Annotated in this window: 14 protein-coding genes and 3 tRNA genes; 10 read left to right on the forward strand and 7 right to left on the reverse strand. The window is 61.6% G+C overall.

Going from position 1 to position 14,268, the window contains the following annotated elements; genetic code table 11:
* Window positions 1–423: 423 nt before the first annotated feature.
* Both AC3WVQ_RS06690 and AC3WVQ_RS06695 read right to left on the reverse strand, forming a co-directional pair.
* On the reverse strand, window positions 424–1,605 hold the full coding sequence (locus AC3WVQ_RS06690) for a GGDEF domain-containing protein (RefSeq protein ID WP_110818921.1): 1,182 nt from the start codon (window positions 1,603–1,605) through the stop codon (window positions 424–426).
* A 237-nt stretch (window positions 1,606–1,842) separates the two neighbouring features.
* Window positions 1,843–1,919 (reverse strand) — tRNA-Pro (locus tag AC3WVQ_RS06695).
* Between the two features lie 225 nt (window positions 1,920–2,144).
* Between AC3WVQ_RS06695 and AC3WVQ_RS06700 the strand changes: the two genes are divergently transcribed.
* Window positions 2,145–2,450: an ETC complex I subunit gene (locus AC3WVQ_RS06700; RefSeq protein WP_034791376.1), complete on the forward strand. Its 306-nt coding sequence runs from the start codon at window positions 2,145–2,147 to the stop codon at window positions 2,448–2,450.
* Between the two features lie 37 nt (window positions 2,451–2,487).
* Window positions 2,488–2,564 (forward strand) — tRNA-Arg (locus AC3WVQ_RS06705).
* A gap of 384 nt (window positions 2,565–2,948) precedes the next feature.
* Here AC3WVQ_RS06705 and AC3WVQ_RS06710 read toward each other — a convergent pair.
* Complete coding sequence (locus tag AC3WVQ_RS06710) at window positions 2,949–3,329, reverse strand: hypothetical protein (protein ID WP_176960282.1); 381 nt, start codon at window positions 3,327–3,329, stop codon at window positions 2,949–2,951.
* Here AC3WVQ_RS06710 and AC3WVQ_RS06715 point away from each other — a divergent pair.
* The gene (locus AC3WVQ_RS06715) at window positions 3,259–4,239 is read left to right on the forward strand and encodes a GlxA family transcriptional regulator (RefSeq protein ID WP_089044651.1); all 981 of its coding nucleotides are present in this window, start codon (window positions 3,259–3,261) and stop codon (window positions 4,237–4,239) included. The two genes, AC3WVQ_RS06710 and AC3WVQ_RS06715, sit on opposite strands and share 71 nt — an antisense overlap.
* 216 nt (window positions 4,240–4,455) lie before the next feature.
* On the opposite strand, the gene AC3WVQ_RS06720 is transcribed toward AC3WVQ_RS06715, so the two are convergent.
* The 3 genes from AC3WVQ_RS06720 to AC3WVQ_RS06730 all read right to left on the reverse strand — a co-directional run bounded on the left by AC3WVQ_RS06720 (window position 4,456) and on the right by AC3WVQ_RS06730 (window position 5,428).
* Window positions 4,456–4,719, reverse strand: a complete 264-nt coding sequence (locus AC3WVQ_RS06720; RefSeq protein ID WP_043623603.1) for a hypothetical protein — start codon at window positions 4,717–4,719, stop codon at window positions 4,456–4,458.
* Between the two features lie 155 nt (window positions 4,720–4,874).
* The gene (locus tag AC3WVQ_RS06725) at window positions 4,875–5,129 is read right to left on the reverse strand and encodes a YMGG-like glycine zipper-containing protein (RefSeq protein WP_034790944.1); all 255 of its coding nucleotides are present in this window, start codon (window positions 5,127–5,129) and stop codon (window positions 4,875–4,877) included.
* A 223-nt stretch (window positions 5,130–5,352) separates the two neighbouring features.
* A tRNA-Lys gene (locus tag AC3WVQ_RS06730) sits at window positions 5,353–5,428 on the reverse strand.
* Between the two features lie 191 nt (window positions 5,429–5,619).
* Here AC3WVQ_RS06730 and AC3WVQ_RS06735 point away from each other — a divergent pair.
* Together AC3WVQ_RS06735 and AC3WVQ_RS06740 are read left to right on the forward strand one after the other, a co-directional pair.
* Window positions 5,620–6,366, forward strand: coding sequence for a cytochrome c biogenesis CcdA family protein (locus AC3WVQ_RS06735; protein WP_034790946.1), 747 nt, complete (start codon window positions 5,620–5,622; stop codon window positions 6,364–6,366).
* Between the two features lie 116 nt (window positions 6,367–6,482).
* Entirely contained in the window at window positions 6,483–7,445 is a 963-nt protein-coding gene (locus AC3WVQ_RS06740; RefSeq protein WP_060517046.1) for an AEC family transporter, read from the forward strand.
* Here AC3WVQ_RS06740 and AC3WVQ_RS06745 read toward each other — a convergent pair.
* Window positions 7,413–8,624 (reverse strand): UbiH/UbiF family hydroxylase, encoded by a 1,212-nt coding sequence (locus AC3WVQ_RS06745; protein ID WP_110818920.1) that lies wholly within the window; start codon window positions 8,622–8,624, stop codon window positions 7,413–7,415. The genes AC3WVQ_RS06740 and AC3WVQ_RS06745 overlap by 33 nt on opposite strands.
* A gap of 273 nt (window positions 8,625–8,897) precedes the next feature.
* Here AC3WVQ_RS06745 and pcsA point away from each other — a divergent pair, with 273 nt between their 5' ends.
* Genes pcsA through AC3WVQ_RS06770 form a run of 5 tightly spaced genes read left to right on the forward strand, consistent with a single transcriptional unit; the run spans window position 8,898 to window position 14,231 of the window.
* Window positions 8,898–9,623, forward strand: a complete 726-nt coding sequence (pcsA, locus tag AC3WVQ_RS06750; protein ID WP_034790952.1) for a phosphatidylcholine synthase — start codon at window positions 8,898–8,900, stop codon at window positions 9,621–9,623.
* Between the two features lie 9 nt (window positions 9,624–9,632).
* On the forward strand, window positions 9,633–10,604 hold the full coding sequence (locus AC3WVQ_RS06755; protein ID WP_060517050.1) for a quinone oxidoreductase family protein: 972 nt from the start codon (window positions 9,633–9,635) through the stop codon (window positions 10,602–10,604).
* Window positions 10,605–10,652: 48 nt separating this feature from the next.
* Window positions 10,653–12,227, forward strand: a complete 1,575-nt coding sequence (locus tag AC3WVQ_RS06760) for an ABC transporter ATP-binding protein (RefSeq protein WP_060582171.1) — start codon at window positions 10,653–10,655, stop codon at window positions 12,225–12,227.
* On the forward strand, window positions 12,217–13,311 hold the full coding sequence (locus AC3WVQ_RS06765) for an ABC transporter permease (RefSeq protein WP_060517054.1): 1,095 nt from the start codon (window positions 12,217–12,219) through the stop codon (window positions 13,309–13,311). The genes AC3WVQ_RS06760 and AC3WVQ_RS06765 overlap by 11 nt, the downstream gene beginning before the upstream one ends.
* Entirely contained in the window at window positions 13,311–14,231 is a 921-nt protein-coding gene (locus AC3WVQ_RS06770; RefSeq protein WP_090295594.1) for an ABC transporter permease, read from the forward strand. Before AC3WVQ_RS06765 ends, AC3WVQ_RS06770 begins: the two co-directional genes overlap by 1 nt.
* Window positions 14,232–14,268: the final 37 nt, after the last annotated feature.

The following is a 14,268-nucleotide window of genomic DNA, read 5'->3' on the forward strand; positions in this document are numbered from 1 at the left end:
GTTGGACGTGATGGTTCCGCCTGACGAAGTTACGTCGGGCTTGAGATCGGCAATGCCATTCCGGTCTCGAACCGCCACCTCAACGAACGCATGAAAATTCTATCCGACAGCTGGAGTGCTATCGGGCGTACGGGGTGAAACTAGCGAGACCGGATTTTACAAAGGCAAAGCGAAACTCCAGGAGAGACAGCGCAATCGTGGCTGCCTGAACGTCCTATACGCTTGCGCGGATGGCGAAAAGTGCAACGATGCCACAGGCTCGCGCCAAGGTGGCGTGCGATGGCGCGCTAGGCGAAATTTGGCCACAAGCGAATTCGGCGCATTGCGGTAAAATACGCCTTACACCTCCAATCTGAAGCGGATCGGAAATGCTTGGATCCGCTTCTCTTTTTTGAAGGTGGTCTGCGGCGAAGCATCGCCTGATTAGCCGGCGCGGTGAAGGCTCGCCGCAAGCGGCTTCGAATCCGCAAGCTCCGCATCGGACGCGACACGGTTACGCCCGCCTCGTTTGGCCGCGTAGAGCGCCGCATCTGCCCTATTGAACAATTCCTCCCAGGAACGCTCCGTGCCGCTGGCGGTGGCAACCCCGATGCTGATGCTGACTGCTACGCTTTGCCCGTTGCTCACGACCCGCAGTTCTTCCACGGCGCGGCGTAGCCTTTCGGCGATTGCAAACGCCTGTGTCTCGCTTGTCCGCGGGAGATAGAGCCCGAATTCCTCGCCTCCGAGACGCGCGAAGCTGTCGCCCCTGCGCAGGTTCTTCCTGACCAGATCGGCGAAGGCGACGAGCACCTGATCACCCGTATGATGACCGTAGCGGTCGTTGATACGCTTGAAATGGTCCAGGTCCATGACGAGGAGGCAATCGCCCTGCCAGCTCGCCTGAGGCAGTTGCGCCAGAAACCAGCGCCGGTTGCCGACGCCGGTCAGCGCATCGGTATCGGCAGACCGGCGCAGCTCCGCTTCCGCCCGCTCCTTGACGAGCACGAGGGCGAAGAGCGCGATGGCGAAATGGCAGATGATCGAGAGAAAGAAGGCGTAGGTCGTGGTGATCGGCACGATGCCGGGCTTGAGGAGGCCAATGACCACCGCGAGGCAAAGGCAGGCCCCGACGGCCATGGCGGCCGCCAGCATGGCGCGCGCCGGCAGCGGCTCCTTCGAGCGATCGGCGATGACGGCGACAGCCGAAGCCGCGAGGAAAAGAAAGGCGGCGGCGTTGAAGACGCTGGCCCTGACGACGTTGACGACATGGAAATCCGTGGCGAGTCCGATGAGCGCGCCGGCAAACGGCACAAGAAGCGCCAGCCAGTCCGCCAGCCGGCGCCGGCCGCCGCTGAGGCGTCGCACGCCGATCCAGAACAGGGCGTATCCGCCGATCCCGAGCGTGAAGCTGGAAAGCCTCCACAGAGTGGGCGGCAACAGCTTTTGCTCGCCATAGCCCGCGAGCGTCGAGGCGAGCGCCAGGAAGAGGAAGCCGCTCGCCAGGATACCAAGCCCTTCGTCTCGCGGCGATTGCCAGCGCGCATAGAGGAAGCAGAAGGCGCCGATCAGGAACGACGACTTGTGAAGCAACAGAACGGTGGCAAGGTCGAGTTGGGCAGTCATTGGATCGCTCGGGCGGGCTTGGGGGGCGCGCAGGGCACAAAAGCGCGCCGATTCGCTCTATCCACAATGGATTTAGCGATTCCTAAATTCGTATGACAAATAGGCATTCTTGTCCCAACTCGGGACGATTCGATCGTTTGCCAACGCAATCGAGTGATCTACGGCGATGTTAGCCTGCAGATCTGCGATCACGAACAGATTGAAAAAAAAGGAGAATGACGCTTCCGTCTCAATGAATGGTCGGAGTGGAGAGATTCGAACTCCCGACCCTCTGGTCCCAAACCAGATGCGCTACCAGACTGCGCTACACTCCGTGCCAACGGCGCCGGAGATACACGCTTCGCAGCAGGGCTGCAACAGCAAAATTTCCCAATGCCTCATCTTAGACTGGGACAAGCCCACAAGTTCGCTCATCTCCGACTGAAAGCCAAATTTATCCGCCCAAAAGTCATTCCGTTTTAAATCATTCTGCGTTATGGGAAGACGGAATGCTGGCGCCCGTGAATGTTGCCAGCGAAAGTATGGAGCCGTTCGAAACCATGTCCGCAAAGATCTATCGTCCAGCAAAGACCGCCATGCAGTCTGGCAAGGCCAAGACGAATCTGTGGGTGCTGGAGTTCGATCAGGAAAAGCCGCGCACCATCGACCCGATCATGGGCTACACCAGCTCGGGCGACATGAAGCAGCAGCTGCGGCTGACCTTCGAAAACGCCGAGCAGGCGATCGCATACGCCGAGCGAAACGGCATCGAATACCGCGTCATCGCGCCGAAGGAAGCGACCCGCAAGAGCGTGTCCTATCCGGACAACTTCCGTTTCAACCGGATGCAGCCCTGGACTCACTAAGGTCCTTCAGCCGCATTCGACGGGCACAGCCCGGGACGGCCCCTTAGCTCAGTTGGATAGAGCACCTGCCTTCTAAGCAGGTTGTCGCAGGTTCGAATCCTGCAGGGGTCGCCAATAATTTCAAGAACTTAGAAGCTTTTTTTGGGAGTTCGAAAGAAGCTCGTTTGCAGCTTCCTATTGCCGATAGCCGAATGCGTCGGCCTGGTGATCTCTCATCCGCGAAACGGCACTGTCGCTGGCCCGTTGTCTCCCGGTAGATTTGTTCGTCCGCCGTGAGCGGCAGATCTCCGGTACGCCACCACGCGGCGGATAAGTCCGGCGGTTCGCGCCGCACCACTCAAGGAAAGCTACGCGCTCGTTTCCGGAAGCAGGAAAGAAGCGCGGTAACAGGCTTGAACAAGAGCCTGTGGCCCTTGGTGAACATGCGGCCCGGACGATGGATCGTCAGTGCGTAGAGATACGAGCGCTTTCCTTGCAGGTAGGACCGGAATTTCTGGATCATCTGGCGCCGGGCATCGTTCTCCTGGATTCGACACTTCCGTGATCGAGAGGCGGATCGTTGCAGAGCAGATGGAGCGCAACCGTGTCGCTGACCATCGGAAGTGTAAATGCCCGTGCGCTGAAATCGCTCCATAAAAAAACGGGCCGGCGGACGGTTTCCGACCGGCCCGTTCCGGCAAAAGGCGGAAAGGGGAACGTCTCTGCGCGGGGCTGCAGCGCCGCGCGTAGGGAGATCGATACGGTCTGATAATGCCCGAAAGGCAGCATTGGAATTGACATTTCCCGCTTGAAATTTGACATTTCCCGCATGCCTTCCGATGGACGTCTACAATCTGTGATCGAAGTTTCCGTCGTTATCCTGCCGGAGTCGTCGATCATGTCGCTTGCCTCAGTGCTGGACCCGATGCGCGCCGCAAACCGTATCTCGGGGCGCGAGGTGTTTCGCTGGCGGCTGCTCTCGGCCGATGGCAAGCCGGTGGTCCTGACCTGCGGCGTGCCGATTGCGGTCGAGGGCACACTTCGCCCGCCGCTTGCCGGCGACGCGCTGCTGGTGATCGGCGGCTTCAACCTTGATCGTCACGCCGGCAAGAAATTCATCGGTGCATTGCAGGAGTGCTCGCGCCATTTCGATATCGTCGCCGGCATCGAATCGGGCTGCTGGCTGCTCGGCCGCAGCGGTCTGCTCAATGGCCGCAAGGCGACAGCGCATTGGGAGGAGCTCGAGGATTTCAGCCAGGCCTTTCCGGAGTTGACGGTGCTTGGCGACCGGTTCGTCATCGACGGCAAGTTCTGGACCTCGGGCGGCGCTTCGCCGACCTTCGACATGATGCTGCACTGGATCACCCAGCGGCTAGGGTCTGCACTGGCGCTCGATGTCGCCAGCATCTTCGTCTACGACCAGACGCATAGTGCAGCCGACGTGCAGCCCTATGTTTCGCTCGGGAGGATCGAGACGCGCGACCCGAAGCTCGCCGAGGCCATCCGCCTGATGGAACGCACGCTGGAGCGTCCCTTGACGATCGCCGCGTTGACGAAGCGGCTGTCGATCTCGCAGCGCAAGCTGGAGTTGCTGTTTGCGCGCGGACTATCGACGAGTCCCGGCGCCTATTACCTACGCCTGCGTCTTCAGTTCGCCCATCGGCTGGTGCGCGACTCCGCTAGCCCGATCCGCGAGATTGCCCTTCGATGCGGTTTCGACAGCCTGTCTGCATTTTCGCGCGCCTATAGCCGCGAGTATGGAATGAGCCCGCTGAAGATGCGACTGGCCCGCAGAGGAGCGGAAGCATAGGCAGCGCCGTCAGGCACGCGACTAATGGGAGGCCGGGGTGAGGGGCCCGCGAATTGCTCACGGCATAGCCGATCCGGATTGTTCGCGTGTTTTGAGGCAACCGCGCAGACGGCACCCGCTGATGCGTCCCCATCATGCATGGAGTGCGACGTCGTTCCGCACGCCCGGCGTCGCCGGGCCGCATCCGGCCGGGCGCAGTCGCGGGGTCATTATGCCCTAATGAACCGTTTGTGGCGGCTCGTCGGTAAAGGCTTGGATGCCGTCGCGCTGGACCGTGGCGATAAACTCCTCGAAAGCTTCCCTGTCGGTCGGGAAGGGCTCCTCCCATGTCGTAGAGAAGCCTTCCTCGTCGATGACCTCGAGGGTCCAGTCGCGATTCGTGCCCGCCTCCCGGTAGATCCGCAATTCCACGACGACGCCATCGTCACTGAATTGGCCGGAAAATTCCGAAAACTCGTAGTTCTGTTCTTCGTCAGTCATGTCTGAAGTGTAACACGCTTGCTTGAGGACGTCCTGCCATGTTCGGCCTCGACGATATTGCTCGCAGCTTCAGCCGGGCACACAGGCGCATTCGCCGGCCTCCACGAAGGTTTGGACCGGGGATGCGCCTGTCACCTTGGCGAATGGTCTTGCTGTTACCGGCAGCGGGCTTCGTAGCGGCGGCCGTAGCGGTCGCGATAGATGCAATAGCCCTGGCGCTCCTGGGAGCGTCCGATCAGGTTGCCGATAACGCCACCGGCGACCGCGCCGATTGCCGCGCCGCCCCAGCTGTCGCTGACCGCGCCACCAATGATCGCACCGGTGCCGGCGCCGATCGCCGTGCCTTTCTCGGTCTGCGTGCAGGAAGCAAGCGTACCAATCATCAAAACCGCAATGACAAGCTTTCTCATGCCTTCACCCCTTTGCTCGATACCAAACTGGGCAGTTCACCGCCTTGCATCCTCAGCGTGAGCCTCAGCATCTACTCAACGCGTCGAATTGTCGATAGCACGGAATGCAACAGGCGAAGATACGGCGGGGTTCGCTCCAAAAAGTGTAGAGAATGGGCTCGCATGGCGATGCATTTTGATGTCCAAGGACACCAGCAAGCGATTGATTTCGATGGGGTTTGCGTGGTGAGCGCGCAGGGATTCGAACCCTGGACCTACTGATTAAAAGTCAGTTGCTCTACCGGCTGAGCTACGCGCTCCCTGGCCGCGGCGGTGAAGCCCGGCGGAAGTGGCCGGACATATGCACGCGTGTTTCCCCCCGGTCAACCGAAAAATTGCGGGTTTTGTGAAGAAACGGTGCATGGCGCAATGATCGCCAAAAGGTGATTGGTATCATCATGATCCTGCGGCTAAGGAATGGCCCAAATGCCGCGTGCCGGAGTTGTTGCCGTTGTCGATCGCCGATATTTCCATCTGGACCGCCGTCCTTGCCGGCGCCCTTTCGTTCCTTTCTCCCTGCGTTCTGCCGCTCGTACCGCCCTATCTCTGCTATATGGCGGGCGTCTCGGTCGATCAGTTCCGCAGCGGTGATGCGGCGACCATCGGCAGCACGAGACGCGCTGTCTTGCCGGCAGCCCTGTTGTTCACGCTCGGTTTTGCCACCGTCTTCGTGGCGCTCGGGGCGGGGGCCTCGTCGATCGGCATGCTGCTTCGGCAGCATATGGACCTGCTGTCGCGCGTCGGCGGCGTGATCATCATCATCATGGGCCTGCATTTCCTTGGCGTGTTCAAGATCGGGCTGCTCGCGCGGGAAGCGCGATTCCAGGGCGGCGGCAAGCCGGCGACGCTCTCGGGCGCCTACATCATGGGTCTTGCCTTTGCCTTCGGCTGGACGCCCTGCATCGGCCCGGTACTCGGCACGATCCTCGGCGTTGCTGCCGCACGTGACACCGTGTCCGACGGCGCAATGTTGCTGGCGATCTATTCGCTGGGCCTTGCCGTGCCGTTCTGGATCGCGGCTGCGTTTTCCGGCTCCTTCATGCGCTTCCTCTTCCGCTTCCGTCGCCATCTCGGTCTGGTCGAGAAGCTGATGGGCGGCCTTCTGGTGCTGGCGGGCCTGGCTTTTCTCTTCGGCTTCATCAGTTCCGTCGCCATCTGGTTCCAGACGACCTTCCCGATCCTGATGAAAATCGGCTAGGGCATACCCTCGTATTTTAGAATCACTTTTCGGCTTAACCGGCCTAATCGTCAGGCCGGTTCGTGCGCTAGGCGTGCGGGCGTCGGCGCGGGAAGGTGAAGGATGCGAGGGACAAGATGACGGAAATCGCGGGCCTGGTGCTGCCGTTCTTCGGCCTGATCTTCCTCGGTTATCTGACGGCGCGCTTCGTCCACCATCCGGGCGAGGCGATGGGGTGGCTGAACACCTTCATCATCTACCTCGCGCTGCCGGCGCTGTTCTTCAAGCTCGTCTCGCGCACGCCGATTGAACAGCTGGCGCGTGCCGACTTCATCCTGACCACCGTCGGGGCGACCTACATCGTCTTTTCGCTGATCTTCCTCATCGGGGTTTATGTCAGGCGAAACTCCATTGCCGAGGCGACGATCCAGGGTTTTGGCGCTGCTTATGGCAATATCGGCTACATGGGGCCTGGCCTTGCGCTCCTGGCGTTGGGCGATGCCGCTGCCGTACCGGTGGCGCTGATCTTCAGCTTCGAAAACGCCGCGCATTTCGCGGTCGCACCGGCGATGATGGCGATATCAGGCGGTCGGCAGGAAAAGCCGCTGGCGCTTGCAGCCAGCGTCGCGCGCAAGATCATTCTGCACCCGTTCATCCTGGCCACACTTGCCGGTGTGGTCGCCGCTTTTTTCGCCGTGCAGCCGCCAGTTCCGGTTCAGCGGCTGATCGATTATCTCGCCCAGTGTGCGGCGCCCTGCGCGCTCTTTGCCATGGGGGTGACGCTGGCGCTGCGCCCAATCAAGCGCATTCCCGTCGAGATCGGCTACATCGTCCCGGCGAAGCTGCTCTTGCATCCGCTCGTCATGTTCACGGCAATGAGCCTGACGGGGAATTATGATCCGGTCTGGGTGCAGACGGCGGTACTGCTCGCAGCCCTTCCGACGGCGACGAACGTCTTCGTTATCGGCCATCAATATGGCGTGTGGCAGGAGCGAGCCTCGGCGACGATCCTCATCACGACGACACTGTCGGTCGCAACGGTGACCGGCCTGCTTTACCTGATCCGTTCAGGCGCTCTTCCGCCCGATCTTTTCCCTTAAGCCTTCCTTGAAGACGTTGAGCGCGCTGCCGGGGTGCACGCCTTCGCGCATCAGCAGGCTGCGGAGCGGCCCAACCGCGGAAAGCACGTGCAGCCCCAGCGCGCGCAGCGCCTGCACCGGCAGGAAGCCGGAGAGCAGCGAGCGGTTGAGCAGATCCACACTTGCGGTGCGGCTGATGATGTCCGGCCGGCGGCGGCTGTCGAAGCGGTCACCGATATCGCCGGCAAGCGGCTCGCCGCTGGATACACCGATGATATCGACGAGCGTCATCACATCGCGGAGGCTAAGGTTGAGCCCCTGAGCGCCGATCGGCGGGAAGGCGTGCGCTGCTTCGCCAAGAAGCACGGCGCGGCCCTTGCCGAAGCGCTGGGCGGTCATGCCCGAGAGCGGGAAGGATTGCGGCGTGCCCTCGACGGTTACCTTGCCGAGGATTGATTGCATCCGGTCTTCGACGGCGCGGGAGAGTGCTGCGAGATCCAGCGTCAGCGTTTGTGCGGCATCCTCGGGTTTGCGGACCCAGACCAGGCTGGAGCGGTTGCCCGGCAGGGGCACTTGCGTGAAGGGACCGCTTTCGGTGTGGAATTCGGTCGAAATGTTCTGGTGCGGCAGCTCGTGCGCAAAGTTCAAGACGACCGCCGTCTGCGGATAGGACCAGGTGCTGACGGAGATCTTCGCCGCTTCGCGCACCGGCGACCGACGACCATCGGCGCCGACGAGGAGATAGGCGCTGCATTGGCTGCCGTTTGAAAGCTCGATCGTTGCGACAGCGTCCGAAAGTTCAAAGCCGATCGCCGACGTGGTGATGCGTGTCAGCGTCGGGCTCTCTTCGGCGCGGTGGCAGAGAATATCGATGAAGGGCGCATTGGGGATATTGTAGCCGAAGGCGTCGAGCCCGACTTCCGAGGCACGGAAGTTGACCGGTGGCGCCCGCAGCAACCGGTTGGTGCCGTCGAGGATACGCATGGTCGAAAGCGGAGCCGTCAGCGGCTCGACCTTTTCCCAAAGGTTGAGCGTCTTCAGATACTCGATCGATTGGTCCATCAGCGCGGTGGTGCGTCCGTCGGCAACCGCCGGCTCCGGTCCGATCAAGGCCACGCGGTAGCCCGCATCGGCAAGCGCGATGGCCGCAAGCGATCCGGCAAGGCCCGCACCGATAATGGAGATGTCGAAGTGGTCCATGATGCAAAAGCCCTTTCGTGCAAGCTGTGAGGCGTCTTTGCCCAGCCTCGATCATACCTCTAGTCGCCGGCGCCTGCGAAATAAATGGGTAGAATCAGCGCAGAAGCAATTTGCAGGTGTCCACAGGACAATGGGGCGAGGGGAGGCTGTAATACTTGAATTTTAGTGGCGATGCGTTGCAAAGGGTGCATATTACGGGCAACGCGCCGCACAGCGGTCGAGGCGGGTCAAGGCCCGCACGGGGAAAACAGCAGGGGTGGGCGGCATCCGCAGATGAAGTTCTTTAACTATAGACGAGTTCCCTACGCCGAGATTCGCGCCTTTTCCGTGCATATCTTGACCGCCTCGGGGTCGTTTCTCGCCTTCCTGGGTGTCGTGGCTGCGGCCGAGCATCGCTTCGTCGACATGTTCTGGTGGCTGGGGCTGGCGCTGCTCGTCGACGGCATCGACGGGCCGATCGCCCGCAAGGTGCGCGTCAAGGAAGTGCTGCCCAACTGGTCGGGCGATACGCTCGACAACGTCATCGACTATGTGACCTATGTGCTGTTGCCTGCCTTTGCGCTCTACCAGAGCGGCATGATCGGCGAGCCCTGGTCCTTCGTGGCGGCCGGCGCGATCGTGGTTTCGAGCGCGATCTACTATGCCGATATGGGCATGAAGACGGACGAATACTTTTTCTCCGGTTTCCCCGTCGTCTGGAACATGGTCGTCTTCACATTGTTCGTCATTCAGGCGAGCGAGCTGACCGCGTCGATCGTCGTTTTCGTGTCGGTGGTCTTGACCTTCCTGCCGATCAACTTCCTTCATCCGGTTCGCGTCCAGCGCTTGCGACCGCTGAACCTCGGCATCTTCCTCTTGTGGTCGGCGCTCGGCATCTATGCGCTGCTCCTGCATTTTGCGACGCCGGCATGGGTCGTGACCGGCTTCGTCGTCACAGGCATCTATCTCTACGTGATTGGCTTCGTGCTGCAGATTTTCCCAAGTCTCGGCCGGAAATAGGAGCAGGCAATGGCACAGGCGATTGTGGTACGCGAACTCGGAGGACCAGAGGTCCTGAAGCTCGAAGGCGTGACACTCTCGCCGCCGGGGCCGGGTGAGGTACAGATCCGGCAGGTGGCCGTCGGCCTCAATTTCATCGACGTCTACTTCCGCACCGGCCTCTACAAGTCGGCTTTGCCCTTCGTGCCGGGCAAGGAAGGTGCCGGCATCGTCACTGCGGTTGGCGACGGAGTCAGCCTGTTTTCCGTCGGTGATCGCGTCGCCTATGCCTCGGCCGATGGTGCCTATGCGAGCGAGCGCAACGTCGATGCTGCGCAGTTGGTGAAGGTGCCCGACGGCATCAGCCTCGAGACTGCGGCTGCGATGATGCTGAAAGGCATGACGGCACAATACTTGCTCAACCAGACCTATCAGGTCGGTCCGGGCACGACGATTCTCTTCCATGCCGCAGCCGGCGGCGTCGGGCTGATTGCCGGCCAATGGGCGAAGGCGCTTGGCGCGACCGTTATTGGCACAGCGGGCTCGCAGGACAAGATCGATCTGGCGCTGGCGCATGGCTACGACCACGTGATCAACTACCGCACCGACAATTTCGTCGCGCGGGTCAAGGAATTGACCGACGGCCGCGGCGTTGATGTCGTCTACGATTCCGTCGGGCGCGACACCTATCCGGCGTCGCTGGATTGCATCAAGCCGCGCGGCCTCTGGGTCAGCTTCGGCAATTCGTCCGGACCGGTGGAGGCTTTTAGCATCGGCATCCTGGCGCAGAAGGGGTCGCTTTTTGCGACGCGTCCGACACTCTTTGGTTACGTTGCCACGCGGCCTGCGCTGGAAGCGTGTGCAAATTCCCTGTTTGATATTGTGCAAAGCAACAAAGTGCGTATCAATATAAATCAGACTTATCCGCTTGCCGATGCGGGGCGAGCGCATACGGATCTCGAGACAAGAAAAACAAGTGGAACAACACTGCTGATTCCGTGATCGAAGCCTTAAGGCGGACGCGGATCAACAGAGGGGAAAGAGGGCAGCGTGCCTGTTGAGGGAGTAGCGGCGAACGGTCATCTATTGGCTGTGAGCAACCTGACGAAATTGTTTGGCAGCTTCGCGGCCTGCAATGGGATCAATCTGCAGATTGAACCGGGCGAAATTCACGCCCTTCTCGGCGAAAACGGCGCCGGAAAATCGACCTTGGTGAAGATGCTGTTCGGCGTATTGGCGCCGACGGCCGGCGAGATCCTCTGGCAGGGCCAGAGCGTGCGCATCGCCAATCCCGCGGCTGCACGCAGGCTCGGCATCGGCATGGTTTTCCAGCATTTTTCGCTGTTCGAGGCGCTGACGGTCGCCGAGAACATCGCGCTTTCCATGGATGCGAACATCTCGCTGGCGAGGGTAGCGGAAGAGGCGTCGCGCCTGTCGCATGCGTACGGCCTTCCGCTCGACCCCAAGGCGCATGTGGCGGATCTCTCGGTCGGCGAGCGCCAGCGCATCGAGATCGTGCGCGCGCTCTTGCAGAACCCGCGCCTCATCATCCTCGACGAGCCGACCTCGGTGTTGACGCCGCAGGAAGCCGACCGCCTGTTCGAAACGCTCTACAAGTTGAAGGCGGAGGGGCGCTCGGTTCTCTATATCAGCCACCGACTGGAAGAGGTGCAGCGCATCTGCGACCGCGCCACGGTGTTGCGTCACGGCAAGGTAACGGGCGCCTGCGACCCGAAGGCGGAAACCCCGTCGTCGCTGGCGCGCATGATGGTTGGCGGTGACGTCGCGGCGGTGACGGCCGAAGGCACCAGCGCCAAGGGCCAGGTGCATCTGGAAGCGCGGCACTTGACCGTGCCGGCGCGCACGCCCTTTGCCGTTTCGCTGAAGAACATCTGTCTCAAGGTGCATGCCGGCGAGGTGCTGGCGATTGCCGGTGTTGCCGGCAACGGCCAGGGCGAACTGTTCGATGCGCTCTCGGGCGAGTACCCGGTTGCCGACGATAATGCGGTGCAGATCCGCCAGAAGCCGGTCGGCAACCGCAACATCAATGCGCGCCGCCTGATGGGCGCGGGCTTCGTTCCCGAGGAGCGCCACGGCCATGCCGCGGTATCGGCGTTGCCGCTTTCGGACAATCTCGTGCTTGCCCGCAGCCGCTCGGACGCCAAGGCGTTTCTCGGCGGCGGCTTCCTCAAGATCATCCGTCGCGATGCGGTGACGAGCGCCACGAAGCGCATCTCCGAGGCGATGGACGTGCGCAAGAGTGGTGAGGATCCGCCGGCCGGCTCGCTTTCCGGCGGCAACCTGCAGAAGTTCATCGTCGGGCGTGAGCTCGACCGTCAGCCGAGCGTGCTCGTCGTCAATCAGCCCACCTGGGGCGTCGATGCGGGTGCTGCGAGCCGCATCCGCCAGGCGCTCGTCGACCTCGCCAAGGCCGGCTCTGCCGTGCTCGTCATCAGCCAGGACCTCGACGAAATCTTCGAAGTGGCGACGGAGATCGCCGTCATCAGCGACGGAAAGCTATCCGATCCCTATCCGGCAAAAGAGCTTTCGCGCGAAAAGATCGGCCTGCTGATGGGCGGCATGTACGGCAAGACGGAAGGCACGGAGGCCGCACATGCGCATTGAACTGGAAAAGCGCGCCAAGGTCTCGACGCTGTTTTCGATCCTGTCGCCGTTCATCGCCTTCCTGCTGACGATCGTCTTCGGCGGCATCATGTTTGCGCTTCTCGGCAAGAATCCGGTCATGGCGCTCTACAGCTTTTTCGTCGAGCCCTTGAGCGAGGTCTGGTCGCTGCACGAGCTGGCAATCAAGGCAGCGCCCCTGATCCTGATTGCCGTCGGGCTTTCGGTCTGCTTCCGCTCCAACAACTGGAACATCGGCGCCGAGGGCCAGTTCATCATGGGCGCGATTGCCGGCTCGATCCTGCCGGTGGTGTTTTATGACTGGCAGTCGCCGCTGGTGCTGCCGCTAATGATGCTGATGGGCATGCTCGGTGGTGCGCTGTTTGCCGCCATCCCCGCCTTCCTAAAGGCGCATATGAACACCAACGAGATCCTGACGAGCCTGATGCTGGTCTATGTCGCCCAGCTCTTCCTCGATTGGCTGGTGCGTGGACCCTGGCGCAATCCAGGCGGCATGAACTTTCCGGAGACGCGCACCTTCGCCGTCGATGCGATCCTGCCGGAAATGCTTGCCTCGGGACGCACCCACTGGGGCTTCGCCTTCGCCATCATAGCGGCGATCCTCGTCTGGTTCATGATGCGTTACACGCTGAAGGGCTTCGAGATTTCCGTGCTTGGCCAATCGGAGCGGGCAGGGCGCTTCGCCGGTTTCTCCTCGCGCAAGATGATCTGGTTTTCGATGCTGCTTTCGGGCGCTTTTGCCGGTCTGGCCGGCATCTCCGAAGTCAGTGGCGCGATCCAGCAGCTGCGCCCGGTCATCTCGCCCGGCTACGGCTTCACCGCCATCATCGTTGCGTTCCTCGGCCGCCTCAATCCGCTTGGCATCGTCGCCGCCGGCCTGGTGCTGGCGCTCACCTATCTCGGCGGTGAGGCGGCGCAGCTGTCGATCGGCGTTTCCGAGAAGGTGACGCGCGTCTTCCAGGGTCTCCTGCTCTTCTTCGTGCTCTCCTGTGACACGCTCATCCACTATCGCATCAAGCTGGTCTTCGACCGGTTGACCGCGACCAATAGCGAGGGGAGCCGCTGATGGGTATCGTCGAAGCGATCCTTCTGAGCGTCATCACTGCCGCAACGCCCCTGGTGTTGGCCGCGATCGGCGAACTGGTGACCGAACGGTCCGGCGTGCTGAACCTCGGCGTCGAGGGCATGATGATCATGGGGGCGGTCTCCGCCTTCGCGATTACCCAGATTACCGGTTCGCCCTATCTGGGCATACTTGCCGGCATCGCCTGCGGCGCACTGTTCTCGCAGCTCTTTGCCTTCCTCACGCTGAGCCTGGTAGCAAACCAGGTGGCGACGGGCCTGGCTTTGACCCTGCTCGGCATCGGCGTCTCCGGCATGATGGGCGAGAGTTTCCTCGGCATGCAGGGCGTCAAGCTGCAGCCGATCGCGATACCGCTTCTCGCGGATATCCCCTATATCGGGCCGCTGCTCTTTCGGCAGGATATCATTTTCTATCTTTCGATCGCGATCGTCGCGGGCGTGCATTGGTTCCTGTTCAAGAGCCGTGCTGGCCTCAAGCTTCGCGCCGTCGGCGATAGCCACGCCTCCGCGCACGCGCTTGGCGTCAACGTCATTCGCACCCGCTATCTCGCCGTGATGTTCGGCGGCGCCTGTGCCGGGCTTGCCGGCGCGCAGCTGTCGCTCGTCTACACGCCGCAATGGGTGGAAAACATGTCGGCCGGTCGCGGCTGGATCGCACTGGCGCTGGTGGTCTTTTCGTCCTGGCGCCCCTGGCGGCTGGTGGCCGGTGGCTATCTCTTCGGTGCCGTATCGATCAGCCAGTTGCATGCGCAGGCCTTCGGCCTCGGCATTCCCTCGCAGCTCCTTTCGTCGCTCCCCTATGTCGCGACGATCGTCGTCCTCATTCTCATTTCGCATAACCGGCGCATGACCCTGATCAATACGCCGGCATCGCTCGGCAAACCGTTTGTGCCGGACCGATGATTGCAAGCATTTCATACTGACGTTTCTCAAACCGACA

Source organism: Ensifer sp. EB106-05-01-XG146 (assembly GCF_058791875.1).

Excerpts from the sequence above, each read along its gene's own strand:
- AC3WVQ_RS06740 (WP_060517046.1), top strand. The coding sequence starts at position 6,483 with ATGACGGAAATCGCGGGCCTGGTGCTGCCGTTCTTCGGCCTGATCTTC.
- AC3WVQ_RS06720 (WP_043623603.1), bottom strand. The coding sequence starts at position 4,719 with ATGACTGACGAAGAACAGAACTACGAGTTTTCGGAATTTTCCGGCCAA.
- AC3WVQ_RS06770 (WP_090295594.1), top strand. The coding sequence starts at position 13,311 with ATGGGTATCGTCGAAGCGATCCTTCTGAGCGTCATCACTGCCGCAACG.
- AC3WVQ_RS06725 (WP_034790944.1), bottom strand. The coding sequence starts at position 5,129 with ATGAGAAAGCTTGTCATTGCGGTTTTGATGATTGGTACGCTTGCTTCC.
- AC3WVQ_RS06755 (WP_060517050.1), top strand. The coding sequence starts at position 9,633 with ATGGCACAGGCGATTGTGGTACGCGAACTCGGAGGACCAGAGGTCCTG.
- pcsA (WP_034790952.1), top strand. The coding sequence starts at position 8,898 with ATGAAGTTCTTTAACTATAGACGAGTTCCCTACGCCGAGATTCGCGCC.
- AC3WVQ_RS06765 (WP_060517054.1), top strand. The coding sequence starts at position 12,217 with ATGCGCATTGAACTGGAAAAGCGCGCCAAGGTCTCGACGCTGTTTTCG.
- AC3WVQ_RS06690 (WP_110818921.1), bottom strand. The coding sequence starts at position 1,605 with ATGACTGCCCAACTCGACCTTGCCACCGTTCTGTTGCTTCACAAGTCG.
- AC3WVQ_RS06710 (WP_176960282.1), bottom strand. The coding sequence starts at position 3,329 with ATGATCGACGACTCCGGCAGGATAACGACGGAAACTTCGATCACAGAT.
- AC3WVQ_RS06715 (WP_089044651.1), top strand. The coding sequence starts at position 3,259 with ATGCCTTCCGATGGACGTCTACAATCTGTGATCGAAGTTTCCGTCGTT.
- AC3WVQ_RS06700 (WP_034791376.1), top strand. The coding sequence starts at position 2,145 with ATGTCCGCAAAGATCTATCGTCCAGCAAAGACCGCCATGCAGTCTGGC.
- AC3WVQ_RS06745 (WP_110818920.1), bottom strand. The coding sequence starts at position 8,624 with ATGGACCACTTCGACATCTCCATTATCGGTGCGGGCCTTGCCGGATCG.